Annotated in this window: 17 protein-coding genes; 12 read left to right on the top strand and 5 right to left on the bottom strand. The window is 59.9% G+C overall.

Going from position 1 to position 14,674, the window contains the following annotated elements:
- Positions 1-274 precede the first annotated feature (274 nt).
- Positions 275-790, bottom strand: a complete 516-nt coding sequence (locus tag PSH90_RS04855) for a murein L,D-transpeptidase family protein (RefSeq protein ID WP_016771549.1) — start codon at positions 788-790, stop codon at positions 275-277.
- 74 nt (positions 791-864) lie between these two features.
- Positions 865-1,419 (bottom strand): NUDIX hydrolase, encoded by a 555-nt coding sequence (locus PSH90_RS04860; protein ID WP_056783116.1) that lies wholly within the window; start codon positions 1,417-1,419, stop codon positions 865-867.
- 147 nt (positions 1,420-1,566) lie between these two features.
- Here PSH90_RS04860 and PSH90_RS04865 point away from each other — a divergent pair, with 147 nt between their 5' ends.
- The 5 genes from PSH90_RS04865 to purT all read left to right on the top strand — a co-directional run bounded on the left by PSH90_RS04865 (position 1,567) and on the right by purT (position 4,845).
- Positions 1,567-2,166, top strand: coding sequence for a CoA pyrophosphatase (locus PSH90_RS04865; protein WP_122610740.1), 600 nt, complete (start codon positions 1,567-1,569; stop codon positions 2,164-2,166).
- 38 nt (positions 2,167-2,204) lie between these two features.
- Positions 2,205-2,729, top strand: coding sequence for a gamma carbonic anhydrase family protein (locus tag PSH90_RS04870; protein ID WP_016771546.1), 525 nt, complete (start codon positions 2,205-2,207; stop codon positions 2,727-2,729).
- Complete coding sequence (locus PSH90_RS04875) at positions 2,726-2,941, top strand: DUF1289 domain-containing protein (protein WP_252879500.1); 216 nt, start codon at positions 2,726-2,728, stop codon at positions 2,939-2,941. Before PSH90_RS04870 ends, PSH90_RS04875 begins: the two co-directional genes overlap by 4 nt.
- 154 nt (positions 2,942-3,095) lie before the next feature.
- Positions 3,096-3,563 carry a VUT family protein gene (locus PSH90_RS04880; protein ID WP_056783120.1) on the top strand — a complete coding sequence of 156 codons (468 nt, stop codon included), beginning with the start codon at positions 3,096-3,098 and terminating at the stop codon, positions 3,561-3,563.
- 100 nt (positions 3,564-3,663) lie between these two features.
- A complete protein-coding gene (gene purT, locus PSH90_RS04885) occupies positions 3,664-4,845 on the top strand; it encodes a formate-dependent phosphoribosylglycinamide formyltransferase (protein ID WP_024011715.1) in 1,182 nt (393 codons plus the stop codon).
- Between the two features lie 124 nt (positions 4,846-4,969).
- On the opposite strand, the gene PSH90_RS04890 is transcribed toward purT, so the two are convergent.
- From PSH90_RS04890 to PSH90_RS04900, 3 genes are all read right to left on the bottom strand, one after another.
- Positions 4,970-6,286 (bottom strand): MFS transporter, encoded by a 1,317-nt coding sequence (locus tag PSH90_RS04890; RefSeq protein WP_041478199.1) that lies wholly within the window; start codon positions 6,284-6,286, stop codon positions 4,970-4,972.
- A gap of 267 nt (positions 6,287-6,553) precedes the next feature.
- Positions 6,554-7,783 carry a transporter associated domain-containing protein gene (locus tag PSH90_RS04895; RefSeq protein WP_305382274.1) on the bottom strand — a complete coding sequence of 410 codons (1,230 nt, stop codon included), beginning with the start codon at positions 7,781-7,783 and terminating at the stop codon, positions 6,554-6,556.
- A gap of 12 nt (positions 7,784-7,795) precedes the next feature.
- Entirely contained in the window at positions 7,796-8,608 is an 813-nt protein-coding gene (locus tag PSH90_RS04900) for an inner membrane protein YpjD (protein ID WP_016771539.1), read from the bottom strand.
- Between the two features lie 210 nt (positions 8,609-8,818).
- On the opposite strand from PSH90_RS04900, the gene ffh reads away from it, so the two are divergent.
- From ffh to dsbC, 7 genes are all read left to right on the top strand, one after another.
- Positions 8,819-10,195 carry a signal recognition particle protein gene (gene ffh / locus PSH90_RS04905; RefSeq protein WP_252885415.1) on the top strand — a complete coding sequence of 459 codons (1,377 nt, stop codon included), beginning with the start codon at positions 8,819-8,821 and terminating at the stop codon, positions 10,193-10,195.
- 261 nt (positions 10,196-10,456) lie between these two features.
- Positions 10,457-10,708, top strand: a complete 252-nt coding sequence (gene rpsP / locus PSH90_RS04910) for a 30S ribosomal protein S16 (protein WP_003185073.1) — start codon at positions 10,457-10,459, stop codon at positions 10,706-10,708.
- Between the two features lie 5 nt (positions 10,709-10,713).
- Positions 10,714-11,250, top strand: coding sequence for a ribosome maturation factor RimM (gene rimM, locus PSH90_RS04915; protein WP_016771538.1), 537 nt, complete (start codon positions 10,714-10,716; stop codon positions 11,248-11,250).
- Positions 11,251-11,294: 44 nt separating this feature from the next.
- The gene (gene trmD / locus PSH90_RS04920; protein WP_305383108.1) at positions 11,295-12,005 is read left to right on the top strand and encodes a tRNA (guanosine(37)-N1)-methyltransferase TrmD; all 711 of its coding nucleotides are present in this window, start codon (positions 11,295-11,297) and stop codon (positions 12,003-12,005) included.
- A gap of 45 nt (positions 12,006-12,050) precedes the next feature.
- Positions 12,051-12,401, top strand: a complete 351-nt coding sequence (rplS, locus tag PSH90_RS04925) for a 50S ribosomal protein L19 (protein WP_041478196.1) — start codon at positions 12,051-12,053, stop codon at positions 12,399-12,401.
- A 187-nt stretch (positions 12,402-12,588) separates the two neighbouring features.
- Positions 12,589-13,485: a site-specific tyrosine recombinase XerD gene (gene xerD / locus PSH90_RS04930; protein WP_305382275.1), complete on the top strand. Its 897-nt coding sequence runs from the start codon at positions 12,589-12,591 to the stop codon at positions 13,483-13,485.
- Positions 13,486-13,851: 366 nt separating this feature from the next.
- On the top strand, positions 13,852-14,583 hold the full coding sequence (gene dsbC, locus PSH90_RS04935) for a bifunctional protein-disulfide isomerase/oxidoreductase DsbC (protein ID WP_305382276.1): 732 nt from the start codon (positions 13,852-13,854) through the stop codon (positions 14,581-14,583).
- The last annotated feature ends 91 nt before the right edge of the window (positions 14,584-14,674 follow it).

Genomic DNA, 14,674 nt, shown 5'->3' on the forward strand with positions numbered 1-14,674 from the left:
TTTCCGTCGCGAGTATAGGATTGTTGTGGCTCGCTTGTGCGACGGAAGCTAATACCACTTGAATACCATGTCAACGCGATGAAATGGCATCTAACCCAATGGATTGGCGGTTTTCAGGGGGCAATGTTTAAAGTGGTATTAGTGATGGCCTATAAAAAGCAAAAGATCGCAGCCTGCGACAGCTTCTACAGTTGAGAGTGGTATCACCCCTGTAGTCGCCGTCGCAGGCTGCGATCTTTTGATTTATTTTTTTTGCGGTGACCAGCGGTCGAGGTTACGGACGAATCTCGATCATCGTGCCGTCCGGTACCAGATTCCACACTTCACGCATGTCGACGTTGCGCATGGCGATACAGCCGTCGGTCCAGTCGAGGGTATGGAACAGCTGTTCCGGATTGTCTGCCGAGTCCGGGGTGCCGTGGATCATGATCATGCCGCCAGGCTCAACGCCTTCACGACGTGCGCGGGCGGCATCGCTGATGTTCGGGTAGGAAATGTGCATCGACAGGTTGAATTTCTCGCTGGTCTTGCGCCAGTCGATCCAATAGAAACCTTCGGGAGTGCGTTTGTCGCCCTCGATCAGTTTCGGCCCTTTCTTCGCGCCCTTGCCCAAGGAAATGCGATAGGTCTTCAGCGGCTTGCCGTCGGCAATCAGCTGCAGTTGATGGGCTGATTTGAGTACCAGGACTTTTTCGATCAGTGGAGTGTTCGAGGGCGTCACGGTGGTCACGAATGACGCTTGTGAAACGCTGACGAACGACAGGCACAGCAGGGCAAGCAACCAGCGCATTGAAACGATTCCCCAGGGAGTGACGCAATCAGGTTTTAGGTAGGAGTTGCCGAAGGCTGCGATCTTTTGATCTTCTAGCCAACAATCACCGGCTGAACCAATGGCGGAATCGATTCCGAACGAACCGGATACTTCTCGACGCGCCGATCAGCGAAGAAGCATTCTAAGGTACGCCCGACCGTGCGGAAAGCCAGCTCGTCCCAGGGAATGTCGGCTTCTTCGAACAGCTGCACTTCAAGGCTTTCCGGCCCGGCCGCATACTGCAGATCAGCCAGTTCGGCGCGAAAGAACACATGCACCTGGCTGATGTGCGGCACGTCGATCAGCGTGTAGATGCTCAGGTTGCGTACCCGGGCGCAGGCTTCCTCGGCGGTTTCGCGGATGGCGGCCTGCTCGATGGTCTCGCCGTTTTCCATGAAACCGGCGGGCAGCGTCCAGTAACCGAGACGCGGCTCGATGGCGCGGCGGCAGAGCAGCACTTTCGTCCCCCAGGTCGGTACGCACCCGGCGACGATATTGGGATTCTGGTAGTGAATGGTCTGACAGCTGTCGCAGACAAATCGCAGCCGCGAGTCGCCTTCGGGAATGCGCTGGGTGACCGGGTTACCGCAGTGGCTGCAAAATTTCATGCTCGGGTTCCTGAATGCTGCGCCTATCTTGGCGTGCAGCGGGGCCGGTCGGCAAGTTGTCGTTTCGCGACACGACGGGTTTCGGGGGCTTGGGCGCTCGCTTTGATTGGTGCATGATGCGGAGCAAGGCACCGATCGAGAACACTCATGCTGGACGAGCTACTGCATAGGGTAAGCAACCACACACCGCGCACGCTGGAGACCGACGCACGTTTCCCCGAAGCCGCCGTGCTGGTGCCGATCACCCGCAGTGACGAACCGGAACTGGTCCTGACCCTGCGCGCCAGCGGGCTTTCGACCCACGGCGGCGAGGTCGCCTTCCCCGGAGGGCGCCGCGACCCGGAAGACCCGGACCTGATCTTCACCGCGCTGCGCGAAGCCGAAGAAGAAATCGGCCTGCCGCCGGGTCTGGTGGAAGTCATCGGCCCGCTGAGTCCGCTGATTTCCCTGCACGGCATCAAGGTAACGCCGTATGTCGGGGTGATTCCCGACTTTGTCGAATACCAGCCCAACGATGCCGAGATCGCCGCCGTCTTCAGCGTACCGCTGGAATTCTTCCGCAAGGACCCGCGCGAGCATACCCATCGCATCGACTATCAGGGCCGCAGCTGGTACGTGCCGAGCTATCGCTACGGCGAGTACAAGATCTGGGGCCTGACGGCGATCATGATCGTCGAGTTGATCAACCTGCTCTATGACGCCAAAATCAGCCTGCACCGACCGCCGAAAAGTTTTATCGATACCTGAGCCGTCGTTCGAACGGCCGTGAGCCCGAGGAAAACAAAATGAAATACCGCCTGGGCGACGCCCGTGTCGAAACCCATCCGCAGAGCTGGGTCGCGCCCAATGCCGTACTGGTGGGCAAGGTTCGCCTGGAAGAGGGCGCCAACGTCTGGTTCAACGCCGTATTGCGCGGCGACAACGAACTGATCCTCATCGGCAAGAACAGCAACGTGCAGGATGGCACGGTGATGCACACCGACATGGGCTATCCACTGACCATCGGTACCGGCGTGACCATCGGCCACAACGCGATGCTCCACGGCTGCACGGTCGGCGATTACAGCCTGATCGGTATCAACGCGGTGATTCTCAACGGCGCGAAGATCGGCAAGAACTGCATCATCGGCGCCAATTCGCTGATCGGCGAAGGCAAGGAAATTCCCGACGGCTCGCTGGTGATGGGCTCGCCGGGCAAGGTCGTGCGGGAACTGACCGAGGCGCAAAAGAAGATGCTCGAAGCCAGCGCCGCGCACTATGTGCATAACTCGCAGCGTTACGCCCGCGATCTGGTCGAGCAGGAACAATGACGACTGTTGAACGACCCGTTGCCTCGCCGTGTGTGAATATCTGCGCGCTGGACGAAGATGACGTTTGTACCGGGTGCCAGCGCACAGTCGCAGAGATCACCTGCTGGGGCCGCATGAGCAATGACGAGCGCCGGGTGGTGCTGGGGTTGTGTCATGAACGGGCGAAGGCGAGTGGATTGGTCTGGATGATTCCCGCGAAGTCAGGCGTCTGAGCCAGCGCTTTCGCGAGCAGGCTCGCTCCCACCTTGAAAATGCATTCCACTGTGGGAGCGAGCCTGCTCGCGAAGACGTCGGTCCTGTCACCGCACCTATTGGCGCAATACCAGCGCTCAAGTAACCTGTGCGCCACATTTACAGGCCACCCCCATGATCTTTCTCATCGCCTACATCAGCAGCGTCGTGCTGATCAACTTCGCCTTTTCCACCGCTCCGCACCTGGACATCATCTGGTCGGCCTGGGGCGGGCTGGTGTTCGTGCTGCGCGACATGGTGCAAACGCGCTTCGGTCACGGCGCGATCGTGGCGATGCTGGCGGCGCTGGTGCTTTCCTACATCACGTCCGACCCTTCCATCGCGCTGGCCAGCGCCACGGCGTTTGCGGTCTCCGAGTGCATCGACTGGCTGGTGTTCAGCGTCACCAAGCGGCCGTTGCGTGATCGTCTGTGGATCAGTTCGGCGCTGAGTATTCCACTGGATACCTTCATCTTCTTCGGCATGATCGACGCCTTGACGCCGCCGGTGATCATCACCGCGCTGGCCTCGAAGTTCGCCGGCGTCACCGCCGTCTGGCTGATCATGGCCTGGCGTGATCGCAAACAGGCTGTCGCCAGCTGAAGCCAAACCCTCGGGTTCATGTAAAATGCCGCGCTTTCTCCCCATGGAAAGCACACCTGCGTGGCTTTCCTCGATGATCCGCTTCCTTTGAGGACCTGAGATGACCCGTATCGGAACTCCATTGTCGCCAACCGCGACCCGCGTATTGCTGTGTGGCTGTGGTGAGTTGGGCAAGGAAGTGGTAATCGAACTGCAGCGCCTGGGCGTTGAAGTGATTGCCGTCGACCGCTACGCCAACGCGCCGGCCATGCAAGTCGCCCATCGCAGCCACGTGATCAACATGCTCGACGGCGCCGCCCTGCGTGCAGTCATCGAAGCCGAGAAGCCGCACTTCATCGTGCCGGAAATCGAAGCCATCGCCACCGCCACGCTGGTCGAGCTGGAAGCCGAAGGCTTCACCGTGATTCCGACCGCGCGTGCGGCGCAACTGACCATGAACCGCGAAGGTATTCGTCGTCTGGCTGCCGAAGAGCTGGACCTGCCGACCTCGCCGTACCACTTTGCCGACACCTTCGAGGACTACAGCAAAGCCGTTCAGGACCTGGGTTTCCCCTGCGTGGTCAAGCCGGTAATGAGTTCCTCGGGCAAGGGTCAGAGCCTGCTGCGCAGCGCCGATGATGTGCAAAAAGCCTGGGATTACGCGCAAGAGGGCGGTCGCGCCGGCAAAGGTCGGGTGATCATCGAAGGCTTCATCGATTTCGATTACGAAATCACCCTGCTGACCGTGCGCCACATTGGCGGCACCACGTTCTGTGCACCGGTCGGTCACCGTCAGGAGAAGGGCGACTATCAGGAATCCTGGCAGCCGCAGGCCATGAGCCCGATTGCTCTGGCTGAATCCGAGCGCGTTGCCAAAGCTGTGACGGAAGCGCTGGGTGGCCGTGGTCTGTTCGGTGTCGAGCTGTTCATCAAAGGTGATCAGGTGTGGTTCAGCGAAGTTTCGCCACGTCCGCATGACACCGGGCTGGTGACGCTGATCTCTCAGGACCTGTCGCAGTTTGCCCTGCATGCCCGCGCCATTCTCGGCCTGCCGGTACCGCTGATCCGTCAGTTTGGCCCGTCGGCGTCGGCAGTGATTCTGGTGGAAGGCCAGTCGACCCAGACCGCATTCGCCAATCTGGGCGCTGCGTTGAGCGAGCCGGATACCGCGCTGCGTCTGTTCGGCAAGCCGGAAGTGAACGGTCAGCGCCGCATGGGCGTGGCGCTGGCGCGGGATGAGTCGATCGAGGCTGCTCGCGCCAAGGCGACCCGTGCGTCGCAGGCGGTTGTTGTCGAGCTGTAAACCGGGTCGCGGCATCCATTCGCGAGCAGGCTCGCTCCCACATGGGATTGGGTGAACAGAGAATCTGTGACCAATCCCAAAACCCTGTGGGAGCGAGCCTGCTCGCGAAGCTCTTGATCTTCTGTCAGGCAACCTGATTCAGATCGTTATTGCGCGTCTCCTTCAAACACAACACCGCAATCAGGCTCAACACCGCCGCCGCCGACACATACCCGCCGACATAGCTCAACCCGCCCATCGCCACCAGTTTCTGCGCAAAGAACGGCGCCGCCGAGGCCCCGACGATGCCGCCCAGGTTGTACGCCGCTGAAGCGCCGGTATAACGCACGTGGGTCGGAAACAGCTCAGGCAACAGCGCGCCCATCGGTGCGAATGTCACGCCCATCAAAAACAACTCGATGCACAGAAACAGCGCCACGCCCCAGGTCGAGCCCTGCGTCAGCAATGGCTCCATCAGGAACCCGGACAGAATCGCCAGCACGCCACCGATAATCAGCACCGGTTTGCGCCCGTAACGGTCGCTGGCCCAAGCGGATAATGGTGTCGCTGCAGCCATGAACAACACGGCAAAGCACAGCAGGCCGAGGAACGTTTCGCGGCTATAACCCAGCGTGGCCACGCCGTAGCTCAGGGAAAACACCGTCGAGATATAGAACAGCGCATAGCACACCACCATCGCCGCCGCACCGAGCAGGGTCGGCGCCCAGTATTGGCTGAACAACTCGACCAGCGGCACTTTCACTCGCTCCTGACGGGCGATCGCATTGGCGAACACTGGCGTTTCATGCAATTTGAGGCGCACATACAGGCCGACCATCACCAGCGCCGCGCTGAGCAGAAACGGAATGCGCCAGCCCCAGCTGCGGAACTGTTCATCATCCAGCGTCATCGCCAGGGTCAGGAACAGGCCGTTGGCCGCAAGAAAACCAATCGATGGGCCGAGCTGCGGGAACATGCCGAACCAGGCGCGTTTGCCCTTCGGCGCGTTTTCCGTGGCCAGCAGCGCCGCGCCGCCCCATTCGCCGCCAAGGCCCAGGCCCTGACCGAAACGCAGCACGCACAGCAGAATCGGCGCCCAGGCACCAATGCTGTCGTAGCCCGGCAACACGCCAATCAAGGTGGTGCACACGCCCATCAACAGCAGCGAGGCGACCAGTGTCGACTTGCGCCCGATGCGGTCGCCGAAGTGGCCAAACAGTGCCGAACCCAGTGGTCGGGCGAGGAAGGCAATGCCGAAAGTGAGAAACGCCGAAAGCATCTGCGCCGTGCCGGAGGTCTGCGGAAAGAACACCGGCCCGATCACCAGCGCCGCAGCAGTGGCATAAACGTAGAAGTCGTAGAACTCGATGGCGGTGCCGATGAAGCTTGCCGTGGCCACGCGGGTGGCGGAATTGGTCGGCTGGGCAGGCGCGGTTTCGCTGTAAGCGGTATGGGTCGTCATGCGGTGATCCCTGACATTCATGAGCTCCAGTGGAGCGAATTATTATGGTGGAACACCCAGGGATGTGGGGTAGGGCGCGAGCGCTGTTTCGAGTAGGAACAGTCGTCGGTTTGCAGCGGAAACAGTCAGGATCCGGGCAGTGCCGGGTAGGCACAGGGATCGACGGCGCTTGGGTAAGCGCCTCGATTATAGGAAGGGGGCTAACGATCAAACAAGCGCAAAAGATCGCAGGGTAGGAGCTGCCGAAGGCTGCGATCTTTTGATCTTCTATCGAGCAGGCACCGATGAGGTCAGCCAGATCAACACCTTGCTCACCCGGTTCTCCTCGGTCTCGAGGATTTCCAGTCGATAACGCCCGATCTTCAGGCACACCGCGCTTTCCGGAATGGTTTCCAGCGCTTCGGTGACCAGGCCGTTCAGGGTCTTCGGCCCGTCGCTCGGCAGGTGCCAGCCCAGGCACTTGTTCAGGTCGCGGATTGACGCGGCGCCATCGATCACCATGCGACCGTCGGCCTGGGGATGAATGTGCGGATTGTCGAGGCTGTGCTCGCTTTCGAATTCGCCGACGATTTCTTCGAGAATGTCTTCAAGGGTGACGATACCCAGCACTTCACCGTACTCGTCCACGACCATGCCGAGGCGGCGTTGCTGTTTGTGGAAGTTCAGCAATTGCAATTGCAGCGGCGTGCTTTCCGGGACGAAGTAGGGCTCGTAGCTGGCGGCCAGCAGCGCCTCGCGGGTCAATCCGCCGTTGCTCAGCAAATGGCCGATCTGGCGAGTGTTGAGCACCGCTTCGACCTGATTGATGTCACTGTGAAACACCGGCAGACGCGTGCGCTTGTTCTCGCGCAGTTGCTCGATGATCTCTTCGATCGGATCGTCGAGGTTGATGCCGTCGACGTCACTGCGCGGCACCAGAATGTCGTTGACCGTGATGTTGTCCAGCGCATGAATGCCCGACACCGGGTGGGCGCGGACCGGATGTTCGGGATCATCATCGTGATCGGCCGGCAACTCGTCCTCGCTCTGTTGCACCACCTGAGCCTTGCGCGTGAACGGGCTCAGCAGCAAAGCGCTGACCCGGCTGAACAGCCACGCGAACGGGTAGACGATTTTCATCGGTACGGCCAGCAGGGCATTGCCGAACGCCAGCACGGCGTCGGGATAGCGCCGGGCCACGGTGCGTGGGAAATAATCGGCGAACACCAGCAGGATGGCACCGGCGCCCAGGCAGGCCGCCCACGGGCCATTTTCTTCGCAGAGAAAAATCGCCAGCAGCGTCGCGAGGATCACCGCGAGGGCGCGGCACAGGGTGTTGCAGAGGATCAGGCTGTCGAGCGGGAAGCTCAGCTTCGCCAGCGGCTTGTCGCTGGCGCGCGAGGCGATCCGTTGCGCGAGCAAGTGCTGCTGCGCGATTTCGACGGCGGTAAACAGCCCTGACCATAAGATCAGCAGGACAAATACCGCGAGCATCGGCCCTATGGGCAAACCGTCCATTTATGCCGCCCGTCAGATGTGCAGTATGTATTCACGAACCAGTTTGCTGCCGAAGTACGCCAGCATCAGCAGGCAGAAACCGGCGAGGGTCCAGCGAATCGCCTTGTGGCCGCGCCAGCCCAGTCGGTTGCGACCCCACAGCAGCACGCTGAAGACGATCCATGCCAGACAGGCCAGCAGGGTCTTGTGCACCAGATGCTGGGCGAACAGATTCTCAACGAACAGCCAACCGGAAATCAGCGACAGCGACAGCAGCGTCCAGCCGGCCCAGAGAAAGCCGAACAGCAGGCTTTCCATGGTTTGCAGGGGCGGGAAGTTCTTGATCAGCCCGGACGGGTGCTTGTGCTTGAGCTGATGGTCCTGAACCAGCAGCAGCAACGCCTGGAACACGGCGATGGTGAACATGCCGTAGGCGAGGATCGACAATAGAATGTGCGCGAGAATGCCCGGCTCTTCGTCGATGATCTGCACTGTGCCGGTCGGCGCGAACTGCGCCAGCAATACCGTGATCGCACCGAGCGGGAACAGCAGCACCAGCAGGTTTTCCACCGGGATCCGCGAACAGGCCAGCAGGGTCAGGGCAATCACCGCAGCGGCGATAAGGCTGGACGCGCTGAAGAAGTCCAGACCGAGGCCGATCGGGGTCAATAGATGTGTAAGCAGGCTGGCGCCGTGGGCGAGCACGGCGAATACGCCGAGGCTGACCAGCAGGCGCTTGTTCGCCTTGGCGCCGGTGGCCAGGCGGGTACTTTGATAGACGGTCGCAGCGGCATAGAGCAGGGCGGCGGCGAGGGTGGTCAGCAAACTGGGTGACAAGGGGAGCATAAATCCTGTTAGGCGAGCCCGAAAGGCGCTGAGTTTGGCATAGAACCGCCACGGCACGAAAGACTCCGCAAGCTGACGGCGAGGTGTCCGCCGGCCGCAGTCTTCGCTATAATCCGCGACCTGCCCACGCCGCAGGCTCGCCGAGCACATGTTGATTCCGGTCTGGGCCGCCATTATCCCGGTTCGTACAGGGCCTGAAAGGATCGCGCAATGTTTGAAAACTTAACCGACCGTCTCTCGCAGACGCTGCGCCATGTCACCGGCAAGGCCAAGCTGACCGAGGACAATATCAAAGACACCCTGCGTGAAGTGCGCATGGCGTTGCTCGAAGCTGACGTCGCACTGCCGGTGGTCAAGGACTTCGTCAATTCGGTCAAGGAGCGCGCTGTTGGCACCGAGGTGTCGCGCAGCCTGACGCCGGGCCAGGCGTTCGTGAAGATCGTCCAGGCCGAACTCGAAAGCCTGATGGGCGCGGCCAACGAAGACCTCAACCTGAGTGCCGTTCCGCCAGCCGTGATTCTGATGGCCGGTCTGCAGGGCGCGGGTAAAACCACCACTGCCGGCAAGCTGGCGCGCTTCCTTAAAGAGCGCAAGAAGAAGTCGGTCATGGTCGTGTCTGCGGACATTTACCGTCCGGCCGCGATCAAGCAGCTGGAAACCCTGGCCAACGACATCGGCGTGACGTTCTTCCCGTCCGACCTGAGCCAGAAGCCGGTCGACATCGCCAATGCGGCTATTAAAGAAGCCAGACTGAAATTCATCGACGTGGTCATCGTCGACACCGCCGGTCGTCTGCACATCGACGAAGAGATGATGGGCGAGATCAAGGCGCTGCACGCTGCGATCAACCCGGTTGAAACCCTGTTCGTGGTCGACGCCATGACCGGTCAGGACGCCGCCAACACGGCCAAGGCCTTCGGCGATGCGCTGCCGCTGACCGGTGTGATCCTGACCAAGGTCGACGGCGACGCCCGTGGCGGTGCCGCACTGTCGGTGCGCGCCATTACCGGCAAGCCGATCAAGTTCATCGGTATGGGCGAGAAGAGCGAAGCGCTCGATCCGTTCCACCCTGAGCGTATCGCCTCGCGGATCCTCGGCATGGGCGACGTGCTCAGCCTGATCGAACAGGCCGAAGCGACCCTCGACAAGGACAAGGCCGACAAACTGGCCAAGAAGCTGAAAAAGGGCAAGGGCTTCGACCTCGAAGACTTCCGCGATCAGCTGCAACAGATGAAGAACATGGGCGGCCTCGGCGGCCTCATGGACAAACTGCCGAGCATCGGCGGCGTCAACCTGTCGCAGATGGGCAATGCCCAGAACGCCGCAGAGAAGCAATTCAAACAGATGGAAGCCATCATCAACTCCATGACCCCGGCCGAGCGCCGCGACCCTGAGCTGATCAGCGGTTCGCGCAAGCGCCGGATCGCCATGGGTTCCGGCACGCAGGTGCAGGACATCGGCCGCTTGATCAAGCAGCACAAGCAGATGCAGAAGATGATGAAGAAATTCACCGCCAAGGGCGGTATGGCGAAAATGATGCGCGGCATGGGCGGTATGTTGCCCGGCGGCGGCATGCCGAAAATGTGAGACAGGACACCAAGACTTCGCCGGTCGTCGCACCGGCGCAGACCCTGCAAGGACGCAGGATCAACAGCAAACCCGCACTCGGCGGGAGCTGACTGGCCGTTTTCATCGACGGCTCTCTATGCAAATCTGCACGGCATGCCATGGGCGCCGGAAAAAGTCATTTGCAAAAGTCCGGATATTCCTTAGAATATGCGGCCTTTCGGGCACCCATGCCCGCTGTGCATTTAGATTTGCAGCACCGACTACAGGAACGATGTTCACATGCTAACAATCCGTCTTGCCCTTGGCGGCTCCAAAAAGCGCCCGTTTTACCACCTGACCGTAACCGACTCGCGTAACCCGCGTGACGGCTCCCACAAAGAACAGGTTGGTTTCTTCAACCCTGTTGCCCGTGGTCAGGAAATCCGTCTGTCCGTGAACCAAGAGCGCGTTGCCTACTGGCTGAGCGTTGGTGCACAACCTTCTGAGCGCGTTGCTCAGTTGTTGAAGGAATCTGCCAAGGCTGCGGCCTGAGCAATATGAACGCGACGCCAGCCCCTGCCGATGATTTGATCGTTATTGGCAAAATTTATTCTGTTCATGGCGTTCGCGGCGAAGTGAAGGTTTATTCCTTTACTGATCCGACTGAAAACCTGTTGCAGTACAAAACCTGGACGCTCAAGCGCGAAGGCAATGTCAAACAGGTCGAGCTGGTCAGTGGACGCGGGAGCGACAAGTTCCTGGTCGCCAAGCTCAAGGGTCTCGATGATCGTGAAGAAGCTCGTCTTCTGGCCGGTTATGAGATCTGCGTGCCGCGCAACCTGTTCGCTGAATTGACCGAAGGCGAGTACTACTGGTACCAGCTGGAAGGTCTGAAGGTCATCGACACCCTCGGGCAACTGCTCGGGAAAATCGATCATCTTCTGGAAACCGGCGCCAATGATGTAATGGTCGTCAAGCCTTGCGCTGGCAGCCTGGATGATCGCGAACGCCTGTTGCCCTATACGGAGCAATGCGTGTTGGCCGTCGACCTGGAAGCGGGCGAGATGAAGGTGGATTGGGACGCGGACTTCTGAACGTGGCTAACTTGCGCGTAGAAGTGATCAGTTTGTTTCCCGAGATGTTTTCCGCCATTGGCGATTACGGCATCACCAGTCGTGCGGTCAAACAGGGGCTCTTGCAGCTGACCTGTTGGAATCCGCGAGATTACACGACGGATCGGCATCACACTGTGGACGATCGCCCGTTTGGCGGTGGTCCGGGCATGGTGATGAAGATCAAGCCCCTGGAAGATGCGCTGGCTCAGGCCAAGGCAGCAGCCGGGGAGGCGGCGAAGGTGATTTACCTGTCCCCCCAAGGCCGTCAACTGACTCAGTCGGCGGTACGCGAGCTGGCACAATCGGATGCATTGATCCTGATTGCCGGCCGCTACGAAGGCATTGACGAGCGCTTTATTGAGGCTCATGTCGATGAAGAGTGGTCGATTGGCGACTATGTACTGTCTGGCGGCGAGCTGCCGGCCATGGTCCTGATCGATGCGGTTACACGACTGCTGCCTGGAGCTTTAGGGCATGCGGATTCCGCTGAGGAAGATTCCTTTACGGATGGTCTGCTGGATTGCCCGCACTACACCCGACCGGAGGTGTATGCGGATCAGCGTGTTCCCGACGTGTTGCTGAGTGGCAATCACGCGCATATCCGGCGTTGGCGTTTACAGCAGTCCCTTGGTCGGACCTATGAACGACGCGCCGATCTTCTGGAAAGCCGCTCGCTTTCTGGAGAAGAGAAGAAGCTGCTCAAGGAATACATCCGCGAGCGGGACGATAGTTAACAACGTATCGATGGTAGATCGAACGATTTACCTTAGGAGCACAGCATGACCAACAAAATCATCCTTGCACTCGAAGCAGAGCAGATGAGCAAAGAAATCCCTACCTTCGCCCCAGGCGACACTATTGTCGTTCAGGTGAAAGTGAAGGAAGGCGATCGTTCCCGTCTGCAAGCGTTCGAAGGCGTTGTAATCGCCAAGCGTAACCGCGGCGTGAACAGTGCGTTCACCGTTCGTAAAATCTCCAACGGTGTTGGCGTAGAACGTACTTTCCAGACCTACTCCCCGCAGATCGACAGCATGGCTGTTAAACGTCGCGGTGACGTACGTAAAGCCAAGCTGTACTACCTGCGCGACCTGTCGGGTAAAGCAGCCCGCATCAAGGAAAAACTGGCTTAAGCCCAGCTTCCGATGCAGAAAAAAGCAGCCTACGGGCTGCTTTTTTGTTGCCTGCGATTTACCGGATCAATCTGACACGCCTCATTCAATGAAGCTGCCTGTTTCTTGATCTGGCCGGCTATGAAAGACTAGCGCGCCTTTATTCTCTATTTGCACGCAGCTTGAAAAAGCCCTGCCCTGAGCACCCATGCCTGCCATCGACCATCCGCTGATTGATCAATTCCTCGACGCTTTATGGCTGGAGAAAGGCCTGTCCGACAACACCCGCGACGCCTATCGCAGCGACCTCGCGCTGTTCAACGGCTGGTTGCAGGAGAAAAATCTCGAGCTGATCAATGCCGGTCGCGAATTGGTCCTCGATCACCTGGCGTGGCGGCTGGAGCAAAACTACAAGCCGCGCTCCACCGCGAGATTTCTCTCCGGGGTGCGTGGCTTTTATCGCTATCTGCTGCGGGAAAAGCTGATCAGCGTCGACCCGACGTTGCGCGTCGACATGCCGCAACTGGGCCGGCCGTTGCCCAAATCGCTGTCGGAAGCCGATGTCGAAGCACTGCTCAAGGCTCCGGACCTGAGTGACGCCATCGGCCAGCGTGACCGCGCGATGCTGGAAGTGCTGTATGCCTGTGGCCTGCGCGTGACCGAACTGATCAGCCTGACACTGGAGCAGGTCAACCTGCGCCAGGGCGTTTTGCGGGTGATGGGCAAGGGCAGCAAGGAGCGTCTGGTGCCGATGGGCGAGGAGGCGATTGTGTGGGTCGAGCGCTATATGCGTGATGCTCGTGGCGAGTTGCTCGGTGGCCGCCCCAGCGATGTGCTGTTCCCCAGCCAGCGCGGCGAGCAGATGACCCGGCAGACGTTCTGGCATCGGATCAAGCATCAGGCCAAGGTCGCCGGGATCAGCAAATCGCTGTCGCCGCATACCTTGCGCCACGCATTTGCCACGCACCTGCTCAACCATGGCGCGGACTTGCGCGTGGTGCAGATGCTGCTCGGGCACAGCGACCTCTCTACGACGCAGATCTATACCCATGTCGCCCGCGCCCGATTGCAGGATCTTCACGCCAAACACCACCCACGCGGCTGACACATCCCATAATGTTGAAATACTGACCTGTGGCGAGGGGATTTATCCCCGTTCGGCTGCGCAGCAGTCGCAAACCCGGCTGGCTCGATTTTGACTGAAAGATCGCGGTGGATGGTTTAGGGCTGCTTCGCAACCCGGCGGGGATGAATCCCCTCGCCACAATGATGTGCGTCAGCCACATGTGGTTGTGGGTCAGTTGTACAAGCATGAAGGTGTGTCAGTTGCACATGAGTGTGTGGCGACAGGCGCATTCGGCCCTCGCGGCCTTATGTGTTAGGCTTTGCCGGTTTGCACGATGGACGGTTATGACCCGGTGTTTCGCACGGGCGTTCTGATCGTTTCATTGGCCCGCCCTCAGGAGTACTCATGCGTCTGACCCAGATTTTCGCCGCCGCCGCTATTGCGCTGGTGAGCACCTTTGCCGTCGCCGACGACGCGGCCGACAAAGCCATTCGTCAAAGCCTGGAAAAACTCGAACTCGAGGTTCCGGTCGAAAGCATCAATGCCAGCCCGTTGCCTGGCATGTACGAAGTCAAACTCAAAGGCAGCCGCGTGCTGTACGCCAGTGCCGATGGCCACTACATCGTGCAGGGCAACCTGTACCAGCTCGCGAATGGCAAACCGGTCAACCTGACCGAGAAGACCGAACGCCTGGGCATTTCCAAACTGATCAATGCCATCCCGGTGGCCGAAACCGTGGTCTACCCGGCCGTGGGCGAGACCAAATCGCACATCACCGTGTTCACCGACACCACCTGTCCGTACTGCCACAAACTGCATGCCGAAGTGCCCGAGCTGAACAAGCGCGGCATCGAAGTGCGCTACGTGGCGTTCCCGCGCCAGGGCCTGAATTCGCCTGGCGACGAACAGCTGCAAGCGGTTTGGTGCTCGAAAGACAAGAAAGCCGCCATGGACAAAATGGTCGATGGCAAGGAAATCAAAGCCGCCAAGTGCGATAACCCGGTTTCCAAGCAATTCGCGCTAGGTCAGTCGATCGGCGTGAACGGTACACCGGCCATCGTTTTGGCCGACGGCCAGGTCATTCCGGGCTACCAGCCGGCGCCACAAGTCGCCAAACTGGCGCTGGGCGCGAAGTAATTCGCATTGTCACGGGCAACCGTTGATGATCGTGGTCCGGCAGCTACAGCGCCGGGCCATCAACAGAGAGCCGCGAGCACGCGGTTGTTTT

Origin of the sequence: Pseudomonas sp. FP1762, from assembly GCF_030687105.1 — a bacterium.
GTDB classification, from domain to species: Bacteria; Pseudomonadota; Gammaproteobacteria; order Pseudomonadales; family Pseudomonadaceae; genus Aquipseudomonas; species Aquipseudomonas siliginis.